We start from the raw sequence: 17213 nt of genomic DNA, 5'->3' as shown, positions 1-17213 counted from the left end.
GCTGAGGGGCGGCCCTTCGCTTCTTCTTGGTCCAAATATCCCCGCCGGAGGCATCCAACGTCCGCCTCACGCGGTGACAGGGCTTTCCTCTTCGTCCTCAGCGGCCTGTTGCGCCCACATTCGGGCGTAGCGGCCATGGGCGGCGAGCAGTTCTTCGTGGGTGCCACTCTCGGCCACCTCGCCATGGTCGAGAACGACAATACGGTCCGCGTGCACGACGGTAGACAGGCGGTGGGCGATAGTGATGACGGTGCGACCTTCGCCCATCTGCTGCAGGCTATCCTGAATGCCCTGCTCCGTCTCGGTATCAAGGGCAGAGGTGGCCTCGTCCAGCAACAGGATGGGCGGGTTTTTCAGGATGGTACGGGCGATGCCCACGCGTTGCTTTTCACCACCAGAAAGCTTCAGCCCACGCTCACCCACCTTGGTCTCGTACCCGTCCGGCAGGCTTTCGATGAAATCGTGGATCTGGGCCGCGCGCGCCGCCTCGATCACCTCGGCCGTTGTCGCCTCTGGACGACCATAGGCGATGTTGTAGCCGATGGTGTCGTTGAACAGCACGGTGTCCTGCGGAACCACACCAATATGCTGGCGCAGGCTTTCCTGCGTCACGTCGCGCAGGTCCTGACCATCAATCTGAATCGCGCCACCGGTGACATCATAAAAGCGGAACAAAAGCCGCCCGATGGTGGATTTTCCCGAACCCGAATGTCCGACCAGAGCCACGGTCTGACCTGCGGCGATGTCGAGGCTTACACCCTTCAGGATCGGCCGCTCGGCATCGTAGCCGAACCGCACATCGTCTAGCGAAATAGCGCCGCCCGCAACATTCAGCGGCCCTGCGTCGGGCTTATCCGTCACCTCGGCCGGTTGCTCGAGAAGGCCGAACATTTCCCCCATATCGACCAGCGCCTGACGAATTTCACGATAAACAGTGCCGAGGAAGTTGAGCGGCATGGTGATCTGCATCATGTACATGTTCACGATGGTGAAGTCGCCGACGCTCAAATTGCCTGCCTGCACGTCGCGGGCTGCCATGACCAAGACGATCACCAGACCTGTCGTAATGATGATGGATTGGCCAAAATTCAGCGCCGCCAGGCTGTAATTCGTTTTGACCGCTTCCTGCTCATAATTGGCCATGGAACGGTCATAGCGCGCCGCCTCACGGCGTTCCGCACCGAAATATTTGACGGTTTCGAAGTTCAGCAGGCTGTCGATGCTCTTCTGGTTCGCATCCGTATCCGCTTCATTCATCCGGCGGCGGATCGCAACGCGCCATTCGGTCACTTTGAAGGTGAATATGGTATAGAGCGCGATCGTCGCGACTACGATGACCGCGTACCAGAAACCGAAGAGGTACCAGAAAATTCCTGCCATCAACGTCAGTTCCACAATCAGCGGTCCAATTGAAAACAGAACGAAGCGCAACAGGAAGTCGACACCCTTCACGCCCCGCTCGATGATGCGCGACAGGCCGCCGGTCTTCCGGCTCATGTGGTAGCGCATGGACAGCGCATGGATATGTTCAAAGGTTTGCAAGGCGAGGCGGCGCAGCGCCTGTTGACCCACGCGGGTGAACACGACGTCCCTGAGCTGGGCAAAGAGCACCTGCCCAGACCGCGCAAAACCAAATCCGACGACCAAAGCGACCGGGCCGCTCAACATCAAAAAGGTCGTTTGCGCGCTCCCCTCTGTTGGGGCCAGCGCGTCGACCGCCTCCTTGAAGAAGAGCGGCGTGATCAGAGTCACGACCTTCGCCAGCACAAGCAGACAGAGTGCGACGACAACCCGCGTCTTCACCGCATGGTCCCCCTCCGGCCAAAGATAGGGGATCACTTTGCGCAATACGGAACGTTCGGCATCTTGCGGATCGGGGGTGGCTGTCGTCATGCAATCGGCTCCGCATAGGCGTTAGAGCCACTCAATTAGGCAGTCCGGTCGAAAATGACCAGTCAGGACGACAATTTCATGTTATGGTGGTGCCCCGCACCGCCCTGGGATGAACATAGGACGATGACGGGGCGGAGCAGTCAAAACGCTACGTGACCACCCCAGGCTGTATGACGCGACAGAGGCGCATCCAGTCTGTATCTGAAACTTCCGGGGCGCCGAATGGTTCCCTGGAAGGACAGATAAACGCACTGATTTTTCGAAATAAATTTCGCAATTCAGCTCAATTTACGCCTAGCAACTGAAAAGTAAGGACAAATTGGCGCAGGGCGTCAGCACTTAGATATCGATTTCTTCGATTTGCCCAACGGCCAGGACGTCTCCGGTCGGTGCGCCGGTCGGCGATCCGCCTAATGGTTCGTCAGAAATCGCGAAATAGCCGGCAGCGCCAACCGTACCGGCAAGCGCTGGATCCAGCGGCAGCGCCAGAACCGTCTGCTCGGTGATCAGACCCAGCGATGTCGGGGCCGTGTCGGGATCAGGTGCAAACCACAGCTCCAGCTCGCGACCGGGACGCGCCGCGCCCTCCAACCGTGTCACGCGCAAGACGGCCTGGGTCGGGTCGAGTGTCGCGATGACGTTGAGCCCGTCATCGGGTGCATAGAGCGCGGTGATCAGGCGCGCCTCTGTCACCGGGGCGGGCTGCAATTCCGGGGGCAATGGGATCAGCCCCGGGCGCAAGGCCAGGGCAACGGCTGCGGCCGTGCCGAGAACCGCGACACCCCGCCAAAGGCCCGCAGATTGCCAGAGTGCCGCCAGCCCGTTGCGACGTCGACGGAACAGACGGGCCTCGATCTTGCGTTTGAGCCTTTTCGGAGGGGCAACTGCGACGAAATCCTCATCCATGCCGCTCAGACGGCGCTGCCACGCCGCAACTTCAGCGGCAAAGGCCGGATCGGTTTCAAGTTGCGCCCGCGCCTCGGCCCGCTCCGCCCCTTCCAGCAACCCCATGGCAAGGGCTGCGGCATCGGCGGATTGCTCATCACGCTCAAAGGGATTTTGCTCACTCATAGTCGGCCGCCGTATATCCGTCGCCCAGACAATCGCGCAGTTTCAAAAGCGCGCGGCGCAGCCAGGTGCGCATCGTGTTCAGCGGGACATCGAAATGAGCGGCGAGTTCCGCATAGCTGTACCCGTCGAGATAGGCCGCGCGCACCGCCTGTGAGCGATCTTCCGGCAAGGTGCGCAAGCATCCCTCGATCCGCTGACGCGCGTCCGATGCAAGCATCTGCCGCTCTGGCCCCGGTGTCGGATCGGGCAGCATGATCGCCTCGTCAATCTCGACCGACCGCCCGCCCTTCTTTGCGCGAAGCAAATCAATGCAGTGGTTGCGCGCAACCGCCACAAGCCATGTGATCGGGCTGTAGGTGCCCGGCCGGAACTTCGAGGCGTTGCGCCAGATCTTGATATAAATGTCCTGCAATGCCTCTTCGGCCTCCGTGCTGTTTTTCAAAACACGCAAGCAGGTGCCAAAAAGTTTCGCGCTGGTGCGATCATAGAGGGTTCCAAAGGCCGCTTTGTCCTTCAGACCACATCGCGCGATCAGCGCCTCAATCTCTACAATCTCATCAGATGCAGCCACGGATCACTCCGGCAAGTCGAAGATTTGACCGGGATAGATCAGATCGGGATCGCGGATCTGATCTTCGTTGGCCTCGAAAATCAAGGTGAAGAGCGGGCCTTCACCATAGCGTTCCCGCGCAATGGTCCAAAGGTTGTTCCCCGGCTGGACGGTAATTTGCAGTGCCTCGTCCTCAACCTCGGCAAAGGTTTCTTCGACCAGTTCGGGCTCTTCACGCTGGAAGGGGCTTTCGACGCGGGAGGTGACATCGCCATCCTCTGCGACCTCGTCAACCCGCAATGTATAGATGCCCGCCTCCAATTCGTTGACCACTGCCGTCCAGTTGCCGTCCTGACGGATATCCGCCTGAACGATGGGACGATCATCGGCATAGATGAAGGCTGCCGATCCCGGCTCCCCCCGACCAGTAAGGACGACCTCGCCCTCGGCGGAATAGGTGATCGTGTCCAGAACGATGTTGTCGACGGGCGCGACAGTGGGTTGGATGACCTCTACCGCGCGCGGTGTCGACAGGATCACGGTCGGGGGTTCCGCGCGGGTCGCTTCCTCGGCCGCGTCTGGGACGATCACGATCACGGCCTCATTCGATTCTGCCGTCTCACCGAATTCGGTCACACTTTCGAGGGTGAGAGACTGTGGCCCGGTTGTAGCAGGCGTATCCAGCAGCGCCACGAACTCACCCGAGCTGCCCGCGACGACCGTTCCAATCACCTCACCGTCTGCGATGATCTCAACTTCGGACTGTGGCTCGGCCCGGCCTGCAATGACCGCTGAGCCGTCGCGCTCGACCCGGACCAGATCGAAGGTGGGGGCGTTGTCATTTGTTTGCTCTGGCTCGGCAGCAACGGATTCGGCTTCAGCGTCGGTGACAGTCTCGTTCTCGGCTTCCACAATGGCTGTTGCGTCCTCGACCAGTTCGGCACTGTCATCCGCGTCCGCTTCCGGCGCAATGATCTCAGCTTCAGCCGTCGCACCTGCGTTCGACACATCTTCGTCAGAAGATGTCTCTGCGTCAGCCAAATCACCACTTTCATTGGCGGCGGCTTCGGCAGCCTCATCCTCCGCGGCGGCCTCCGCAACCTCTTCGCCGGCCTCAGCATCAGCCTCAGCGGCCTCATCCCCGGAGGTATCGTCCTCTGCCGGCGCCTCAGCCACCTCAAGCTCGGGCGCGTCATCATCCGTCTGCGCCGCGTCCTCGGCGACGGCTTCGACAGGCTCTGAACTATCGTCCGATTCTTCGGGTGCTACCTCTTCGGTCACTGCATCGGGGTCTGTTGCGTCCGCCTCTGACAGCGCAATCTCACCAATCGTGGGTTCCGAGCTCTCCGCAGTCTCACCCTGTTGCGCCAGCTCAGGCTCCTCAACCACCGGCGCGTCGCCGGGTGCGAGTGTGAAATAGGCGAGAATGGCGGCCGCAATCGCGCCGACCCCTGCAATGCCCCAACCGGTATTTGACATGACGCCCTCGTCCCCATCTCACTTTCACACTAGTGTTCGCCTATCGGTTAACGATAGGCAATTATTCGCCGACCCGCGCGTGTCGGCAGAACTTAAATTGAGGCTTAGAGGTCACATGACTGTCATCCCAACCAGCATTTGCGTGTTCTGCGGCTCCCGCGATGGCGACAACCCCGCCTATATCGAGGATGCAAAGGCGATTGGCGCGGCCATCGCGGCGGAAAACTGGCGCGTTGTCTTCGGTGCGGGCGATGTCGGCATGATGGGTGCGGTCGCGGATGCAGCACAGGCGGGCGGTGCGCCGCTGTTTGGGGTGATCCCCTCTCACCTTGTGGATCGAGAGGTTGGCAAGCAGGACAGTGACACGTTCATCGTCACCGACAATATGCACACCCGAAAGACGGTCATGTTTGCCAATTCAGATGCGATCCTCGTATTGCCGGGTGGGCCTGGGACGCTTGACGAATTGTTCGAAGTGCTGACCTGGCGCCAGCTTGGCGTGCATGACAAGCCCATCGTGCTGCTCAATTCGGATGGCTACTGGGACGGGTTGGTCGCGCTGATTGATCACATGGTTGCGCGCGGCTTTTGCGAACCGTCTTTCCGCGACCTTCTGACCGTGACGACCTCCGCCGATCAGGCCATGGAGGTCTTGCGCGCGGCCCTGTCCTGACGCCAGACGGCGTAAGAGTAGAGCGCAAGCGCACCCCAGATCATCGGGAAGGCGATACCATGCCAGCGGGTAAACGCCTCCCCGAACACAAAGACCGCGACGGAGAATTGCAGCGTCGGGTTTACATATTGCACAAGACCCAGCGTGGCGTAGTTCAGCCGCCGCGCCGCGTAGGCAAAGCCGATCAACGGGCCGCCCGTCAGCACACCTGACGCCATCAGCAGCAGCATGTCCCGCAGATCGTAGGCAAACACGCCCCCGCCCAGATAGATCAGCGCCAGCGGCAAGATCAGGGAGACCTCCAAAAAGGTCGAAGTGACAGGGCCTACGGCGAGCTGCTTCTTGATCAACCCGTAAAAGCCAAACGTGCCTGAGAGGACAAGTGCGATCCACGGCGGCACCCCAAGACCAACGGTCAGGATCAAAACGGCAAGGGCCGCAATGACGATCGCAATGGCCTGCGCACGCCCGAACCGCTCGCCCAACACGACAAAGCCGATGGCGACCGCAACCAGCGGGAAGATGTAATAGCCCAGCGACGCCTCCATCGCCTGCCCGTTCTGAATCGCGAAAATGAATCCAAACCAGTTGGCCGAGATCAGCAATGCCGTGATGAAAAGTAGGGCCATCGTGCGGGGGGAAGCTACGGCCTCCCGCACCTTGTCGACGCGACCGGTCGCAAGGATGACGATGACAAAGAAAGCACAGGACCAGATCGTGCGATGGGCCAGCACCTCAAGCGGGGGAATGTGATTGAGTTCGGCATAGTAGATGCCCGAAAGGCCCCAGGTCACGCAGGTCGCGACCATCGCCAGAACACCCTTGATCGCGTCGCTCATGGCACTCTCCTTCCACAGCAGCCCTACGCGCGGGCGGAGCGACGGGGAAGCCAGAACTTGTATCGGCGCAATCAGCGCCCCGGACGCGCGACCAGCAATCCAGAAATGATCAATGCAAAACCGATGACGAGGGATGGCGTGATGGTCTCCCCCAGAAAGGCCACCCCGACAAAGCCTGCCCAAACCGGGATCAGGTAACTGACGGATGCCATGAACACCGGACCTGCCCGCCTCACGGTCCAAAAGCGTAGCAATTGCGCGGCCCCGGTCTGGATGCACCCCAGCACCACAAGGGCCAGCAAGGCCGGGCCCACGGCAAACTCGGTCGCAAAAGCCGTACCGCCAAAAGGCAGGATGATCAGCGCCGCAGTCAATTGACTGGCAGCTGTGGCTGGGATTGGAGCAACAGGCGGCATCCGTTTGACGAGGACAGATGAAAACGCATAACAGGCCGCCGTGCCCAGACAGGCCAATTGCGCCAGCACATCGCCCCCCAACCCGCTCAGCGCCCCCGGCCCGATCAGGACGACGAGACCGGCAAGGCCGACGACAAAGCCCAGTACCCGGCGCAGCGTCAACGGGGTGCCCAGAATAAGCCGGGCGAAGATCAGCACAAAGAGCGGCCCGCCCGAGATCAGGATCGCCGCCAGCGTGCTGTCAACGGTCAGCTGCGCCCACGTGAGCAATGTGAAGGGCAAGGCCAGCGACGTGATCCCGATCACGCCACACCAAACCCAATGCTCAACCGTGCGCGGCAGACCCTGCTCCGTCAGCAGTGCGGCCAGACATAGAACAAAGGCCGCAAGCCCGGCGCGGGCGGACACCACGGCGAGCGGTCCAAAGCCCGTCAAGGCAACGTCGGTCAGCGCAAACGCCGACCCCCATGTGACGACGAGGGCCCCGACCGCGCCAATCGCCAACCAGTCGGGTGGCGTCTGCTCTGCCTGATCCATTTTCGCGATCTCCCTTCGTGGGTCGGTATGCCACGGGTCTGACCCACATGGTTCGATCCGCGTCGAACGGTATCGCTTTCACTTCCTGAAAATATCCCCGCCGGAGGCCGCGGCCATCTCCCCTAGCCCTGCGGCATCAGGAAATGCACCAGCGCCTCTGCAAAGGGTTTTTCCACATCATCCTGCCAGGTCATCACCCGCAGCGAAGCATAGCGCCGCCCGGCCCGCGTGATCTCTGCCCGCGCATAGGCATCGCGCGGCAGGCCAGAGCGCAGATAATCCACGGTGATGTCGATGGTCTTGGGCCAAGCTGGGAAGTCGCCTGCCTCGATCTTCTGAGCAGCCTCGCCGCCATTTTCCATCAGATCCCAGACCGAATTCCACATCAGGGTCATCTGGGCCGTCGATTCAAGAAAGGCTCCGATGGCCCCGCCGTGGAGGGCCGGCAGCATTGGATTGCCGATCAGGTGCTGGGAAAAGTCGAGAATGCCGGTCAGCTCGTTTCCACGCCGTTCAAAGCGCATGCCCATGAACTGCATATAGGGCACGCTCGTCGTCAGCCTGGCGAGCGCTGCATCACGCCGCTGCTTGACGACCTGAACGGGTTCGGGACGGGGGCGCTTGTTCATGCCGTCTCTCCGATCTTCGTGCCGCGTGGCTCAACCGTGAAGGCGCCGTTGGCCTGCGCAACCGGATCCTCCGGGTCGCCGTCATGGGCATAGGCGCGCACAAAAGCCACATTGCGGGTCAGGCGGTAGCATTCGGCGTGGGCCGTAATGGTCTGGCCGGGCCTGGCCGCGCGCATGTAGTCAATACGCAGGTCAATCGTCGCCGTGCCACCGGGGGCTTTGGGATGGGTCATCACCGCTGTCCCCGCCGTACCGTCAAGCAGTGCCGTGATCACGCCGCCATGCACGACACCCGTGGTCGGATCGCCTACCAGCTTTTCATCGTAAGGCACTGAAATGACCGCGGAACCATGTCCGATCGCCTCTACATGCATGCCCAGGGCAACGGAATGTGGAATTGCGGCTGCCATCCGGCGCGCAAGCTCCAACCGGGCGGTTTCATCCATCTCAACCATGCCGGACCTCTCCATCAGAACTCTTGCACACATATGTCATTGGTCGCCGTCTTGTATAGCGCCGCAGACATGACCCAACGGCAAGGGCATGCCCTTGATTTTCTGTTCGACAATGCAATGATAAAGGAACGAAAACCAAAAAAGTGACGTAGGGGAATTTCGATGAGCGAAGAGAAGCAGACGCTTCAGGAAATGTGTGAAGCCTATGATGTCACACCTCGCACCCTTCGCTATTACGAGTATATCGAATTGCTGTCCCCCGAACGCGATGGGCGCAAGCGGCTTTACGGGCAGAAGGAACGGGCGCGTCTGACACTGATCCTACGCGGACGGCGCTTTGGTTTCAGTCTTGAGGAAATCCGTCAGTGGCTCGAACTCTATGATGTTGAGGATAACCAGACGACGCAGTTCTCCAAATGGATCGAGCTGTCGACCAACCAGATTGATGAGCTTGAAGCGCGCAAGGCCGAATTGGACGAGGCGATTGCCGAGCTCAAGCGCCTGCGAGAGGTGGCGGAACAGGCCCTCGGCGGGAACAGCTGAGCGCTATTCCCAATCCTGCTTCAGCTTTGCCTGACGTGGAGGGCGTTTATAGCCAGGCCGTTCATGAGCCGCGATTGACGCCTCAAGCGCGCGCAGCATCCTGTTGAAATCTCCGAAAATGTCATCACCCTCCAGGAGCGCATCAATCCGGCTGCGCCCCATCACATTGCGCAACCGATTGCCTTGTGCACCGCCGTGATAGTGCAACAGCACGGTCTGAGCATCGGGGCGCTGACCATTTCCAGTGAGGGAATGATTCCACGCCCGATCGAGCGCGATCCGCTTATCCTCTGCCACCAGTCCAGCGATGACACCAAGCGCGATCTGGTCAAGCCACGGTCGCCGGGCGTTCAGGCCCTCGGCATGATCGAGCGCGCGGGCGATTTCCAGCCAAGCTTGCCCAAACATCTGATCCCCTGAACGGCCAAAACAGGGCGCCTGGCGAAACAGAACCGTACCGGCGTTAAAGTATGGATAGGGACCGGAAGCCAGTGGCAGATCGAGCGCCGCGTAAGCCGCGTCCCACATGTCACGGTGATCCGGGCGCCATGGTCCGTCGCGAGCAGGAACCGCACCAAAATCGCCCTGCCCCAGAGCGGTGATCGGATTTGCGCCCTTCAACGCCAGAATGTCGGTGTCGACAAATAAGCCAAACGGCTCTGACCGGGGGGCTGCACAGGCGAGGATTTTGTTCCCGTGGGGATAGGGGCGCGCGAAACCGGGGTGAGCGTCATCCAGCACCTTTGGGATCACGCCATTGGCCCGATGAAAGTCGACGACCCGCGCATCGATCTCTGCTTCGACCGAGGCGGGGATATAGGCGTGGATGGCTAGGGCGCGCCCGAATGCGCGGCGCAAGCTTGCCAGCAGAAGGACCGACTGCCACTCGAACTTCCCCCGGTCAATCACATAGATGATGCCCAGTTGGCCGCTCGCGGGTCCACGCAGGGCGGCGAGCCGGTCAGCCATGCGCAATCGGATGGGCCTGCTCATGACGGCTCCACCTCCAGATCGAGGGCACAGTATGTATCGCTCAACGCGGCTTTGACCCAGCTTTCAAAGGCCCGCAGCTCTGCCCTTGGGCGGCGGGTGTCGCTCAGGATCAGCCAATAGGTCTGATCAGCCTGCAACGTGACCGGGCTGGGGCGGACGAGCTGGCCCCGTGCGATCGCATCCCCGGCCAGGGTTGGCCACGCCATGAACAGGCCCTGCCCGGCAATGGCGGCATCCAGGCCAAGTGCAGCATCCGAATAGGCGGCAATGACTTGTCCCGGCTCTGCCGTCCATCCAGCCGCCGCGCGCCAGTCGGCCCACAAATCCCGCGCGTTCGCGTCGATGACACGGGGTGCGCTCTCGATCCGTGGATGTTGTGCCAGAAAGCCGGGACTACAGACGGGAAACGCATGTTGCGCAGCCAATGGGCGGGCGATCACATCTGTCCACCCGCCCCGACCAAAGCGCACGCCCGCATCTGTTCCGCCGCTGTCAGGGTGGATCAACGCTGCTGTCGCATCAATTCTGAGCCGCAGGCCGGGATGGGCTGCGGTGAAATCAGCCACACGGGAAACAAGCCATTTCGCCGCCAGCACCGGGGGCACGCTGAGCGTGAGGATCTGATGCTCCGGATCGTCGGCCAGCGCGACGGCCCTTTCCAGCGCCCGAAAACCAAGCGACAGCTCCGCGCCCAATTGCTGCCCCAGCGCGGTGGGTGCGAGGGTTCCAGCACTTCGATCAAACAGCGCCTTGCCCAACTGAGCCTCCGTCCGCCGCAGGTGCTGGCTGACGGCACCGGGGGTTACCCCCAGCACTTTCGCAGCCGCGCTTAACGATCCGTGGCGCAAGACAACCTCTGTCGCGCGCAAACCGTTGAGATGAACTGATTTCAGGTCTGCCATTTAGTTTTTCTAAACCGTGGCTGCGCATTTCTCCAGTTTTTTCTGCTCGGCTGCATCGTCATATCTGCAAATATCTAAAGGAGACACATTATGTGGAAACTGTTTCGCAGGGTGCAGAGTCGCCCCCAAGATCCGCACGATCATCCGCAGATCATGGCGATGAGTGAACGGGAGGTGGCTGACTTACCCTCCCCCTTTCGCCGCGTCTGTTGCGGCACAGATGGACAGGCAGGATCGTGACGTTGCGTATGATTGACGTTCGCGTAAGGTTTCGCTGTTGCAATCACCTTACGCGAACGTCAACTTATGGTCATGCAGATGGGGAAACTCACAATGACCGACACTTTGACGACGATCGGGCAGATGTGTGCCGAGTTCGACGTAACACCGCGCACGCTGCGCTTTTATGAGGCGAAAGAACTGCTTTCGCCTGTACGCGAAGGGTCCAAGCGGCTCTTCACACGGCGCGACCGCGCCCGCCTCAAGCTGATCCTGCGCGGGAAGCGCTTTGGTTTCAGCCTTGAGGAAATTCGCCAGCTTCTGGCCCTCTACGACATTGGTGATTGCCAGCGCACCCAGCTTGCCAAGACCTATGAGGTTGCGCAGGACCGGCTGGAAGCGATGCGCCTGCAACGGGATGAGCTGACCGCCGCAATTGGCGATCTGGAACAGCAAATGGACGTTGCGAAAGACATCCTGAAATCACGCGGCGTCAAGGTTGCCGCCTGACGCGTCACCCGCACATTTACGATCAAGATAAAGACGCCGCAACGCGTCCCCGACGGAGAGAAACATGCCCTTTTACGAGCCAACCACCAAAGACCTCGACTTCGTTCTTCATGACGTTCTGAAGGTCAATGATCTCGACATTCCCGGCTTTGACGAAATGGACCGCGACTTTACCGGTGCCGTTCTGGAAGAGGCAGGCAAGATCGCACGCGACGTGCTCGCCCCGCTCAACAAGGTCGGTGACGAAGAAGGCTGTAAGCTGGAAAACGGCGTTGTGCGCGTGCCCACGGGTTTCGAGGATGCCGTCAACGTTCTGCGCGATGGCGGTTGGACCGGTTTTGACTGCGACCCCGAATATGGCGGTCAGGGCATGCCCTATACGCTGTCCATCGCAGTGGGTGAGATGCACTCGTCGGCCAACATGGCGCTTATGATGTATCCGGGTCTGACCCATGGCTGCTACGCCGCGATCCACGCGCACGGCTCTGAGGAGCAGAAGCAGAAATACCTGCCCAACCTCGTCTCCTTCAAATGGGGCGGCACCATGAACCTGACTGAGCCGCAGTGCGGCACCGATCTGGGCCTGATCCGCACGAAGGCAGAGCCGCAGGACGACGGCACCTACAAGATTTCCGGCCAGAAGATCTGGATCTCCGCCGGTGAGCACGAAATGGCCGAGAACATCATCCACCTCGTCCTCGCAAAAATCCCGGGCGGCCCGGAAGGCGTGAAGGGCATCTCGCTGTTCATCGTGCCGAAGTTCCACGTCAATGACGATGGTTCGCTGGGTGAGCGCAATCAGGTGTCCTGTGGTGGTCTGGAGTCCAAGATGGGCATCCACGGCAACGCGACCTGTGTGATGAACTATGACGGTGCGACCGGTTACCTGATCGGCGACATGCACAAAGGTCTGCGCGCGATGTTCACCATGATGAACGAGGCGCGTCTGGGCGTCGGTATGCAGGGCCTCGCCCAAGCCTCCGTCGCGTATCAGAACGCGCTGGCTTTTGCGAAAGACCGTATTCAGGGCCGTGCCGTCACCGGACCGAAAGAGCCGGAGAAGGCTGCAGACAGCATCATCCACTTCCCGGATGTGCGCCGTCAGCTGATGGACCAGAAGAGCTTTGTCGAAGCGGGTCGTGCCTTCATGTTGTGGGCCGCGACGATGATCGACCGCTCCCGCCGCAATGATGATGCGGATGCCGAAGGTCTGGTGTCGCTGCTGATCCCGGTCGTGAAGGGCTTCCTGACCGATAAGGGCCTTGAGGCGACAATCTCCTCTCAGCAGGTCTATGGCGGCTCGGGCTTCACCACCGAATGGGGTGCGGAGCAGTTCGTACGCGATTGCCGGATCGCGCTGATCTATGAAGGCACGAACGGCATTCAGGCGCTTGATCTGGTGGGCCGCAAACTCGCCTCCGACAATGGCAAGCACGTCATGGCGTTCTTCGATCTGGTGAAGACCTTCATCAAGGAGAACAGCGGTGATGAGCGTATGGCCGAGTTCCTCGACCCGCTGAAGGCAGCGTCGAAGGACCTGCAAGCCGCGGGCATGTATTTCATGCAAAACGCGGGTAAGCCGGATGATGCGCTGTCGGGTGCGCATGACTTCATGCACCTATTCGGTCACGTCTGCTTCGGCCTGATGTGGGCGAAGATGGCGAAGGCATCCTATGCCGCGCTTGATGCGGGCACCGGCGATGCGGAGTTCTATGAGAGCAAGCTGGTCACAGGCCGCTACTACGTCACGCGCAAACTGCCTGAGACCGGGCTGCTTCTGCAGCGGATCAACGCGGGCGGCACGAACGTGATGGGCCTGAGCGTCGCGAACTTCTGATCGAGATAGAACGCGCCGCCACCGGGTGGCGCGTTCGAACAGGGGGTGCGGCGGGCTTGGGTTGCTGCCGCACCTCTACCCCACCTGATTTGAAGGCCCGGCAAAGAGGCCATACGCCATGGGAGGCGCGCAATGACATTCCAGAACCTCAAATCCGACTGGATGACCGAAGAGCATGTGATGCTTGAGGATATGACGCGCGAATTCATCGCAGAGAAATGGGCGCCGCGGATGGAGAAATGGCGCCATGACGGAATCATGGAGCGTGAGACATGGCAGGAAGCGGGCGAGCTGGGCCTGCTCGGCTCCTCCATTCCTGAGGAGTTCGGCGGCTCAGGCGGCGATTTCAGCCATGATGCCGTGATCCTGATGGAAGGGTCTCGCGCCAATTTGGCCAGTTGGGGGTTTGGCATTCATACCCCGATCGTGGCGCATTACATCCTCGCCTATGGCACAGAGGAGCAGAAAGCGCGCTGGTTGCCCAAAATGGTTACCGGAGAGCTGGTGGGCGCGCTGGCGATGACCGAGCCATCGACCGGGTCGGACGTGCAGAGCATTCGGACCCGTGCGATCAAGAAGGGCAATGCCTATCGCATGACCGGCTCGAAGATCTTCATCACCAACGGCCAGCACGCGAACCTGATCCTTGTGGCCTGTAAGACTGATCCGACTGAAGGCTCCAAAGGGGTGAGCCTGATGGCATTGGAGACGGACAATGCCGAAGGATTCCGCCGCGGCCGGAACCTCGACAAAGTCGGGCTGAAGGCGGCCGACACGTCCGAACTGTTCTTTGATGATGTGGAAATTCCGCCAGAAAACCTTTTGGGCGGCGTTGAGGGCCAGGGCTTCTACCAGATGATGCAGCAGCTTCCGCAGGAGCGGATGGTCATCGGTGCCGGCGCTGTTGGCGCGATGGAAGGTGCCGTGCAGCGGACAATAGACTACTGCAAAGAGCGGGAGGCGTTTGGCGGCAACCTGCTCCAATTCCAGAACACCCGCTTCAAGCTGGCGGAGTGCAAGACAAACACGGTCGCGGCGCGCGCCTTCCTGGACAGTTGCATCATGATGCACCAGCGGGGTGAGCTGACGGTCGAGACGGCAGCAATGCAGAAATTCTGGCTGTCGGACCTTCAAAACAAAGTGCTCGACGAATGCCTGCAATTGTTCGGTGGGTATGGCTACATGATGGAGTACCCGATTGCCGAAATGTGGGCCGATGCACGGGTGCAAAAGATCTATGGCGGCACCAACGAGATCATGAAGGAGATCGTTGGGCGCGGGCTCTAATGCTGCTGCCAGCACCCCGGCCTCACGCCGGGGCCGCATTGAACAGGCCGGTCCCGGATCACGTCCGGGACGTGGTGAAGGAAAGACCGGCGATCAACAGCCGAGCACCAAGGGAGAAGACAGATGGCGGACTATAAGCTGCATTGCTTTGCCGAAAGCGGGCATTCCTACAAGGCGGCGCTGATGCTGGAACTCAGCGGCGCGAACTGGGAGCCGGTGTTCGCGGACTTTATGAATGGCGCACTGCGCCAGCCCGAATATCTCGAAACCAACGAAATGGCAGAGGCGCCGGTGCTGGAGCATAAGGGCACCAAGCTCAGCCAATCGGGCGTGATCCTCGATTACCTGTCCACGTCGCTGGGCAAGTTTGCCCCCGGTTCTGCCGATGAGCGCCGGGAGGTGCTGCGCTGGATCTTGTGGGACAATCACAAAATGTCATCGCAGGTCGGTCTGACCCGCTTCCTGATGAATTTCTTGCCTGAAGAGAAGCGGCCAGAGCAGGTAATCGGCTTCATGCAGGGCCGTCTGAAGGCAGCCTACACCGTGCTGGATCGGCGGCTGGAGGGCCGCGACTGGGTTGCAGCAGAGCATTGCACGATCGCAGATTTCTCGTGCTGTTCCTATCTCTACTATCCCGAACCATTCGGCTTTGACCGGGCTGACTGGCCAAATATCGCAGCCTGGCTCGATCGGATCGCGGCGATTGACGGCTGGCAGCATCCTTATGATCTGATGCCGGGGCGGACGTGAGCCTGCCAGTGAGACAACGTTTCGAAGCTTCGGCTCAAGGCCGGGACGGGGGGGCACATTGATGCTCTGGTGGATTGCAGCCCTCGCCCTGCCCGCGCTTGCGCTGGTGATACAGCCCGCGCGTGCGGCCCAGCCGGATACGAACGACATGGAGCCGGAGAACCCGCTCGCCCATGCGGCCGCGCAATTCATTGCCGGCCTGGCACTCGCCTCCATCACGTTGCTCCTTCTGGTGCAGCATGGGGTCATCTGGCCGGTCGTGGCGCTGGTCCTGTTCTGGCTGGCCTACAGGGCCGCGCCAAAAACAGCGAAGCTTAAAATTTTCTATAGATGGCAACTCGCCATCGCGGTCGTCGGCACACTGGCCGCCGCCCGTCTGTGGTATTCAACGATTAGCTAGAAGAAAGGCGGTTCAACATGACCGAAGCCTATATCTATGACAGCGTGCGCACCCCGCGCGGCAAGGGCCGCAAGGATGGCAGTCTGCACGAAGTAACGGCGGCCCGGCTGTCGGCGGAAGTGCTCAATGAGCTCAAGCGCCGCAACAACCTTGCCACCGATGAGATCGAGGATGTGATCTGGGGCAACGTCACGCAAGTGGGCGAACAGGGCGGCTGCCTTGCACGGACGGCCGTTCTCTATTCGGACTTTGACGAGCGGGCACCCGGCCTGTCGATCAACCGCTTCTGCGCCTCGGGCATGGAAGCCGTCAACGTCGCGGGCAACCAGGTGCGCGGCGGTGCGGGCCATGCCTATATCGCAGGTGGTGTCGAGATGATGGGCCGTGTTCCCATGGGCTCTGACGGGGCCGCAATTGCGGTTGATCCCTCCGTGGCGATGAAGACCTATTTCGTTCCACAGGGCATCTCTGCCGACATCATTGCAACAGAGTATGGCTTCTCCCGCGATGACACTGACGCTTACGCGATGGAGAGCCAGCGCCGTGCCAAGGTCGCATGGGACGAGGGCCGCTTTGACAAGTCGGTCATGACCGTGCGCGACCAGAACGGCCTGCCGATCCTTGATCGTGACGAGTACATGCGCCCCGGGACCGACATGCAGTCGCTTGGCGGCCTCAAGCCCGCCTTCCAGCAGATGGGCGAGGTCATGCCCGGCTTCGACGCCGTGGCCCTGCTCAAATACCCGCATCTTGAGAAGATCAACCACGTCCACCATGCGGGCAACTCCTCTGGCATCGTGGATGGCTCTGCCGGTCTTCTGATCGGCACCAAAGAGTTTGGTGAGAAGCACGACCTCAAGCCCCGCGCCCGCATCAAGGCAACAGCCAAGATCGGCACCGATCCGACCATCATGCTGACCGGTCCGGTCCCCGTGACCGAGAAGATCCTTGCAGATAGCGGGATGAGCATTTCCGACATCGACCTGTTCGAGGTTAACGAAGCGTTCGCATCCGTGGTGCTACGTTTCATGCAGGCATTTGATGTGGATCATGACAAGGTGAACGTGAACGGTGGTTCAATCGCTATGGGACACCCGCTGGGTGCAACGGGCGCCATGATCATCGGCACCGCACTGGATGAGCTGGAGCGGACTGGAAAAGGCACAGCCCTTGCCACGCTCTGCGTTGCGTCCGGCATGGGTGCGGCAACGATCATCGAAAGGGTGTAAT

General features: G+C 60.7%; 18 protein-coding genes. 8 read left to right on the top strand and 10 right to left on the bottom strand.

Annotated elements, in window-relative coordinates; translation table 11 throughout:
- Positions 1-66: 66 nt before the first annotated feature.
- From POI8812_RS07095 to POI8812_RS07080, 4 genes are all read right to left on the bottom strand, one after another.
- Positions 67-1893 carry an ABCB family ABC transporter ATP-binding protein/permease gene (locus tag POI8812_RS07095; protein ID WP_108781859.1) on the bottom strand — a complete coding sequence of 609 codons (1827 nt, stop codon included), beginning with the start codon at positions 1891-1893 and terminating at the stop codon, positions 67-69.
- A gap of 339 nt (positions 1894-2232) precedes the next feature.
- Positions 2233-2964: an anti-sigma factor gene (locus tag POI8812_RS07090; protein ID WP_108781858.1), complete on the bottom strand. Its 732-nt coding sequence runs from the start codon at positions 2962-2964 to the stop codon at positions 2233-2235.
- Entirely contained in the window at positions 2957-3535 is a 579-nt protein-coding gene (locus POI8812_RS07085; protein WP_108781857.1) for a sigma-70 family RNA polymerase sigma factor, read from the bottom strand. The genes POI8812_RS07090 and POI8812_RS07085 overlap by 8 nt, the downstream gene beginning before the upstream one ends.
- A gap of 3 nt (positions 3536-3538) precedes the next feature.
- Entirely contained in the window at positions 3539-4993 is a 1455-nt protein-coding gene (locus POI8812_RS07080; RefSeq protein WP_108781856.1) for a LysM peptidoglycan-binding domain-containing protein, read from the bottom strand.
- 115 nt (positions 4994-5108) lie between these two features.
- Between POI8812_RS07080 and POI8812_RS07075 the strand changes: the two genes are divergently transcribed.
- Entirely contained in the window at positions 5109-5666 is a 558-nt protein-coding gene (locus POI8812_RS07075) for an LOG family protein (protein WP_108781855.1), read from the top strand.
- Here POI8812_RS07075 and rarD read toward each other — a convergent pair.
- From rarD to POI8812_RS07055, 4 genes are all read right to left on the bottom strand, one after another.
- Positions 5630-6505: an EamA family transporter RarD gene (gene rarD, locus POI8812_RS07070; protein ID WP_108781854.1), complete on the bottom strand. Its 876-nt coding sequence runs from the start codon at positions 6503-6505 to the stop codon at positions 5630-5632. The genes POI8812_RS07075 and rarD overlap by 37 nt on opposite strands.
- 71 nt (positions 6506-6576) lie before the next feature.
- Positions 6577-7458, bottom strand: a complete 882-nt coding sequence (locus POI8812_RS07065; protein WP_108781853.1) for a DMT family transporter — start codon at positions 7456-7458, stop codon at positions 6577-6579.
- 122 nt (positions 7459-7580) lie between these two features.
- The gene (locus tag POI8812_RS07060) at positions 7581-8087 is read right to left on the bottom strand and encodes a PaaI family thioesterase (RefSeq protein ID WP_108781852.1); all 507 of its coding nucleotides are present in this window, start codon (positions 8085-8087) and stop codon (positions 7581-7583) included.
- Positions 8084-8542: a PaaI family thioesterase gene (locus POI8812_RS07055; RefSeq protein ID WP_245895302.1), complete on the bottom strand. Its 459-nt coding sequence runs from the start codon at positions 8540-8542 to the stop codon at positions 8084-8086. Before POI8812_RS07055 ends, POI8812_RS07060 begins: the two co-directional genes overlap by 4 nt.
- 162 nt (positions 8543-8704) lie before the next feature.
- On the opposite strand from POI8812_RS07055, the gene POI8812_RS07050 reads away from it, so the two are divergent.
- A complete protein-coding gene (locus POI8812_RS07050; RefSeq protein ID WP_108781851.1) occupies positions 8705-9085 on the top strand; it encodes a MerR family transcriptional regulator in 381 nt (126 codons plus the stop codon).
- A 3-nt stretch (positions 9086-9088) separates the two neighbouring features.
- On the opposite strand, the gene POI8812_RS07045 is transcribed toward POI8812_RS07050, so the two are convergent.
- Entirely contained in the window at positions 9089-10078 is a 990-nt protein-coding gene (locus POI8812_RS07045) for a GT-B fold glycosyltransferase domain-containing protein (RefSeq protein ID WP_146186133.1), read from the bottom strand.
- Complete coding sequence (locus POI8812_RS07040) at positions 10075-10980, bottom strand: LysR substrate-binding domain-containing protein (protein ID WP_108781849.1); 906 nt, start codon at positions 10978-10980, stop codon at positions 10075-10077. Before POI8812_RS07040 ends, POI8812_RS07045 begins: the two co-directional genes overlap by 4 nt.
- A 333-nt stretch (positions 10981-11313) precedes the next feature.
- Here POI8812_RS07040 and POI8812_RS07035 point away from each other — a divergent pair, with 333 nt between their 5' ends.
- The 6 genes from POI8812_RS07035 to POI8812_RS07010 all read left to right on the top strand — a co-directional run bounded on the left by POI8812_RS07035 (position 11314) and on the right by POI8812_RS07010 (position 17212).
- A complete protein-coding gene (locus POI8812_RS07035; RefSeq protein WP_108781848.1) occupies positions 11314-11709 on the top strand; it encodes a MerR family transcriptional regulator in 396 nt (131 codons plus the stop codon).
- A gap of 64 nt (positions 11710-11773) precedes the next feature.
- Positions 11774-13546: an acyl-CoA dehydrogenase C-terminal domain-containing protein gene (locus POI8812_RS07030; RefSeq protein ID WP_108781847.1), complete on the top strand. Its 1773-nt coding sequence runs from the start codon at positions 11774-11776 to the stop codon at positions 13544-13546.
- Between the two features lie 132 nt (positions 13547-13678).
- Positions 13679-14833, top strand: coding sequence for an acyl-CoA dehydrogenase family protein (locus tag POI8812_RS07025; RefSeq protein WP_108781846.1), 1155 nt, complete (start codon positions 13679-13681; stop codon positions 14831-14833).
- A 123-nt stretch (positions 14834-14956) separates the two neighbouring features.
- Positions 14957-15583: a glutathione S-transferase family protein gene (locus POI8812_RS07020; protein ID WP_108781845.1), complete on the top strand. Its 627-nt coding sequence runs from the start codon at positions 14957-14959 to the stop codon at positions 15581-15583.
- A 61-nt stretch (positions 15584-15644) separates the two neighbouring features.
- Positions 15645-15983 carry a hypothetical protein gene (locus POI8812_RS07015; protein WP_108781844.1) on the top strand — a complete coding sequence of 113 codons (339 nt, stop codon included), beginning with the start codon at positions 15645-15647 and terminating at the stop codon, positions 15981-15983.
- Positions 15984-16000: 17 nt separating this feature from the next.
- On the top strand, positions 16001-17212 hold the full coding sequence (locus POI8812_RS07010) for an acetyl-CoA C-acetyltransferase (protein ID WP_108781843.1): 1212 nt from the start codon (positions 16001-16003) through the stop codon (positions 17210-17212).
- Position 17213: the final 1 nt, after the last annotated feature.

The sequence above is a fragment of the Pontivivens insulae genome (assembly GCF_900302495.1).
GTDB classification, from domain to species: Bacteria; Pseudomonadota; Alphaproteobacteria; order Rhodobacterales; family Rhodobacteraceae; genus Pontivivens; species Pontivivens insulae.
This window is presented reverse-complemented; position numbering and strand designations above follow the sequence as displayed.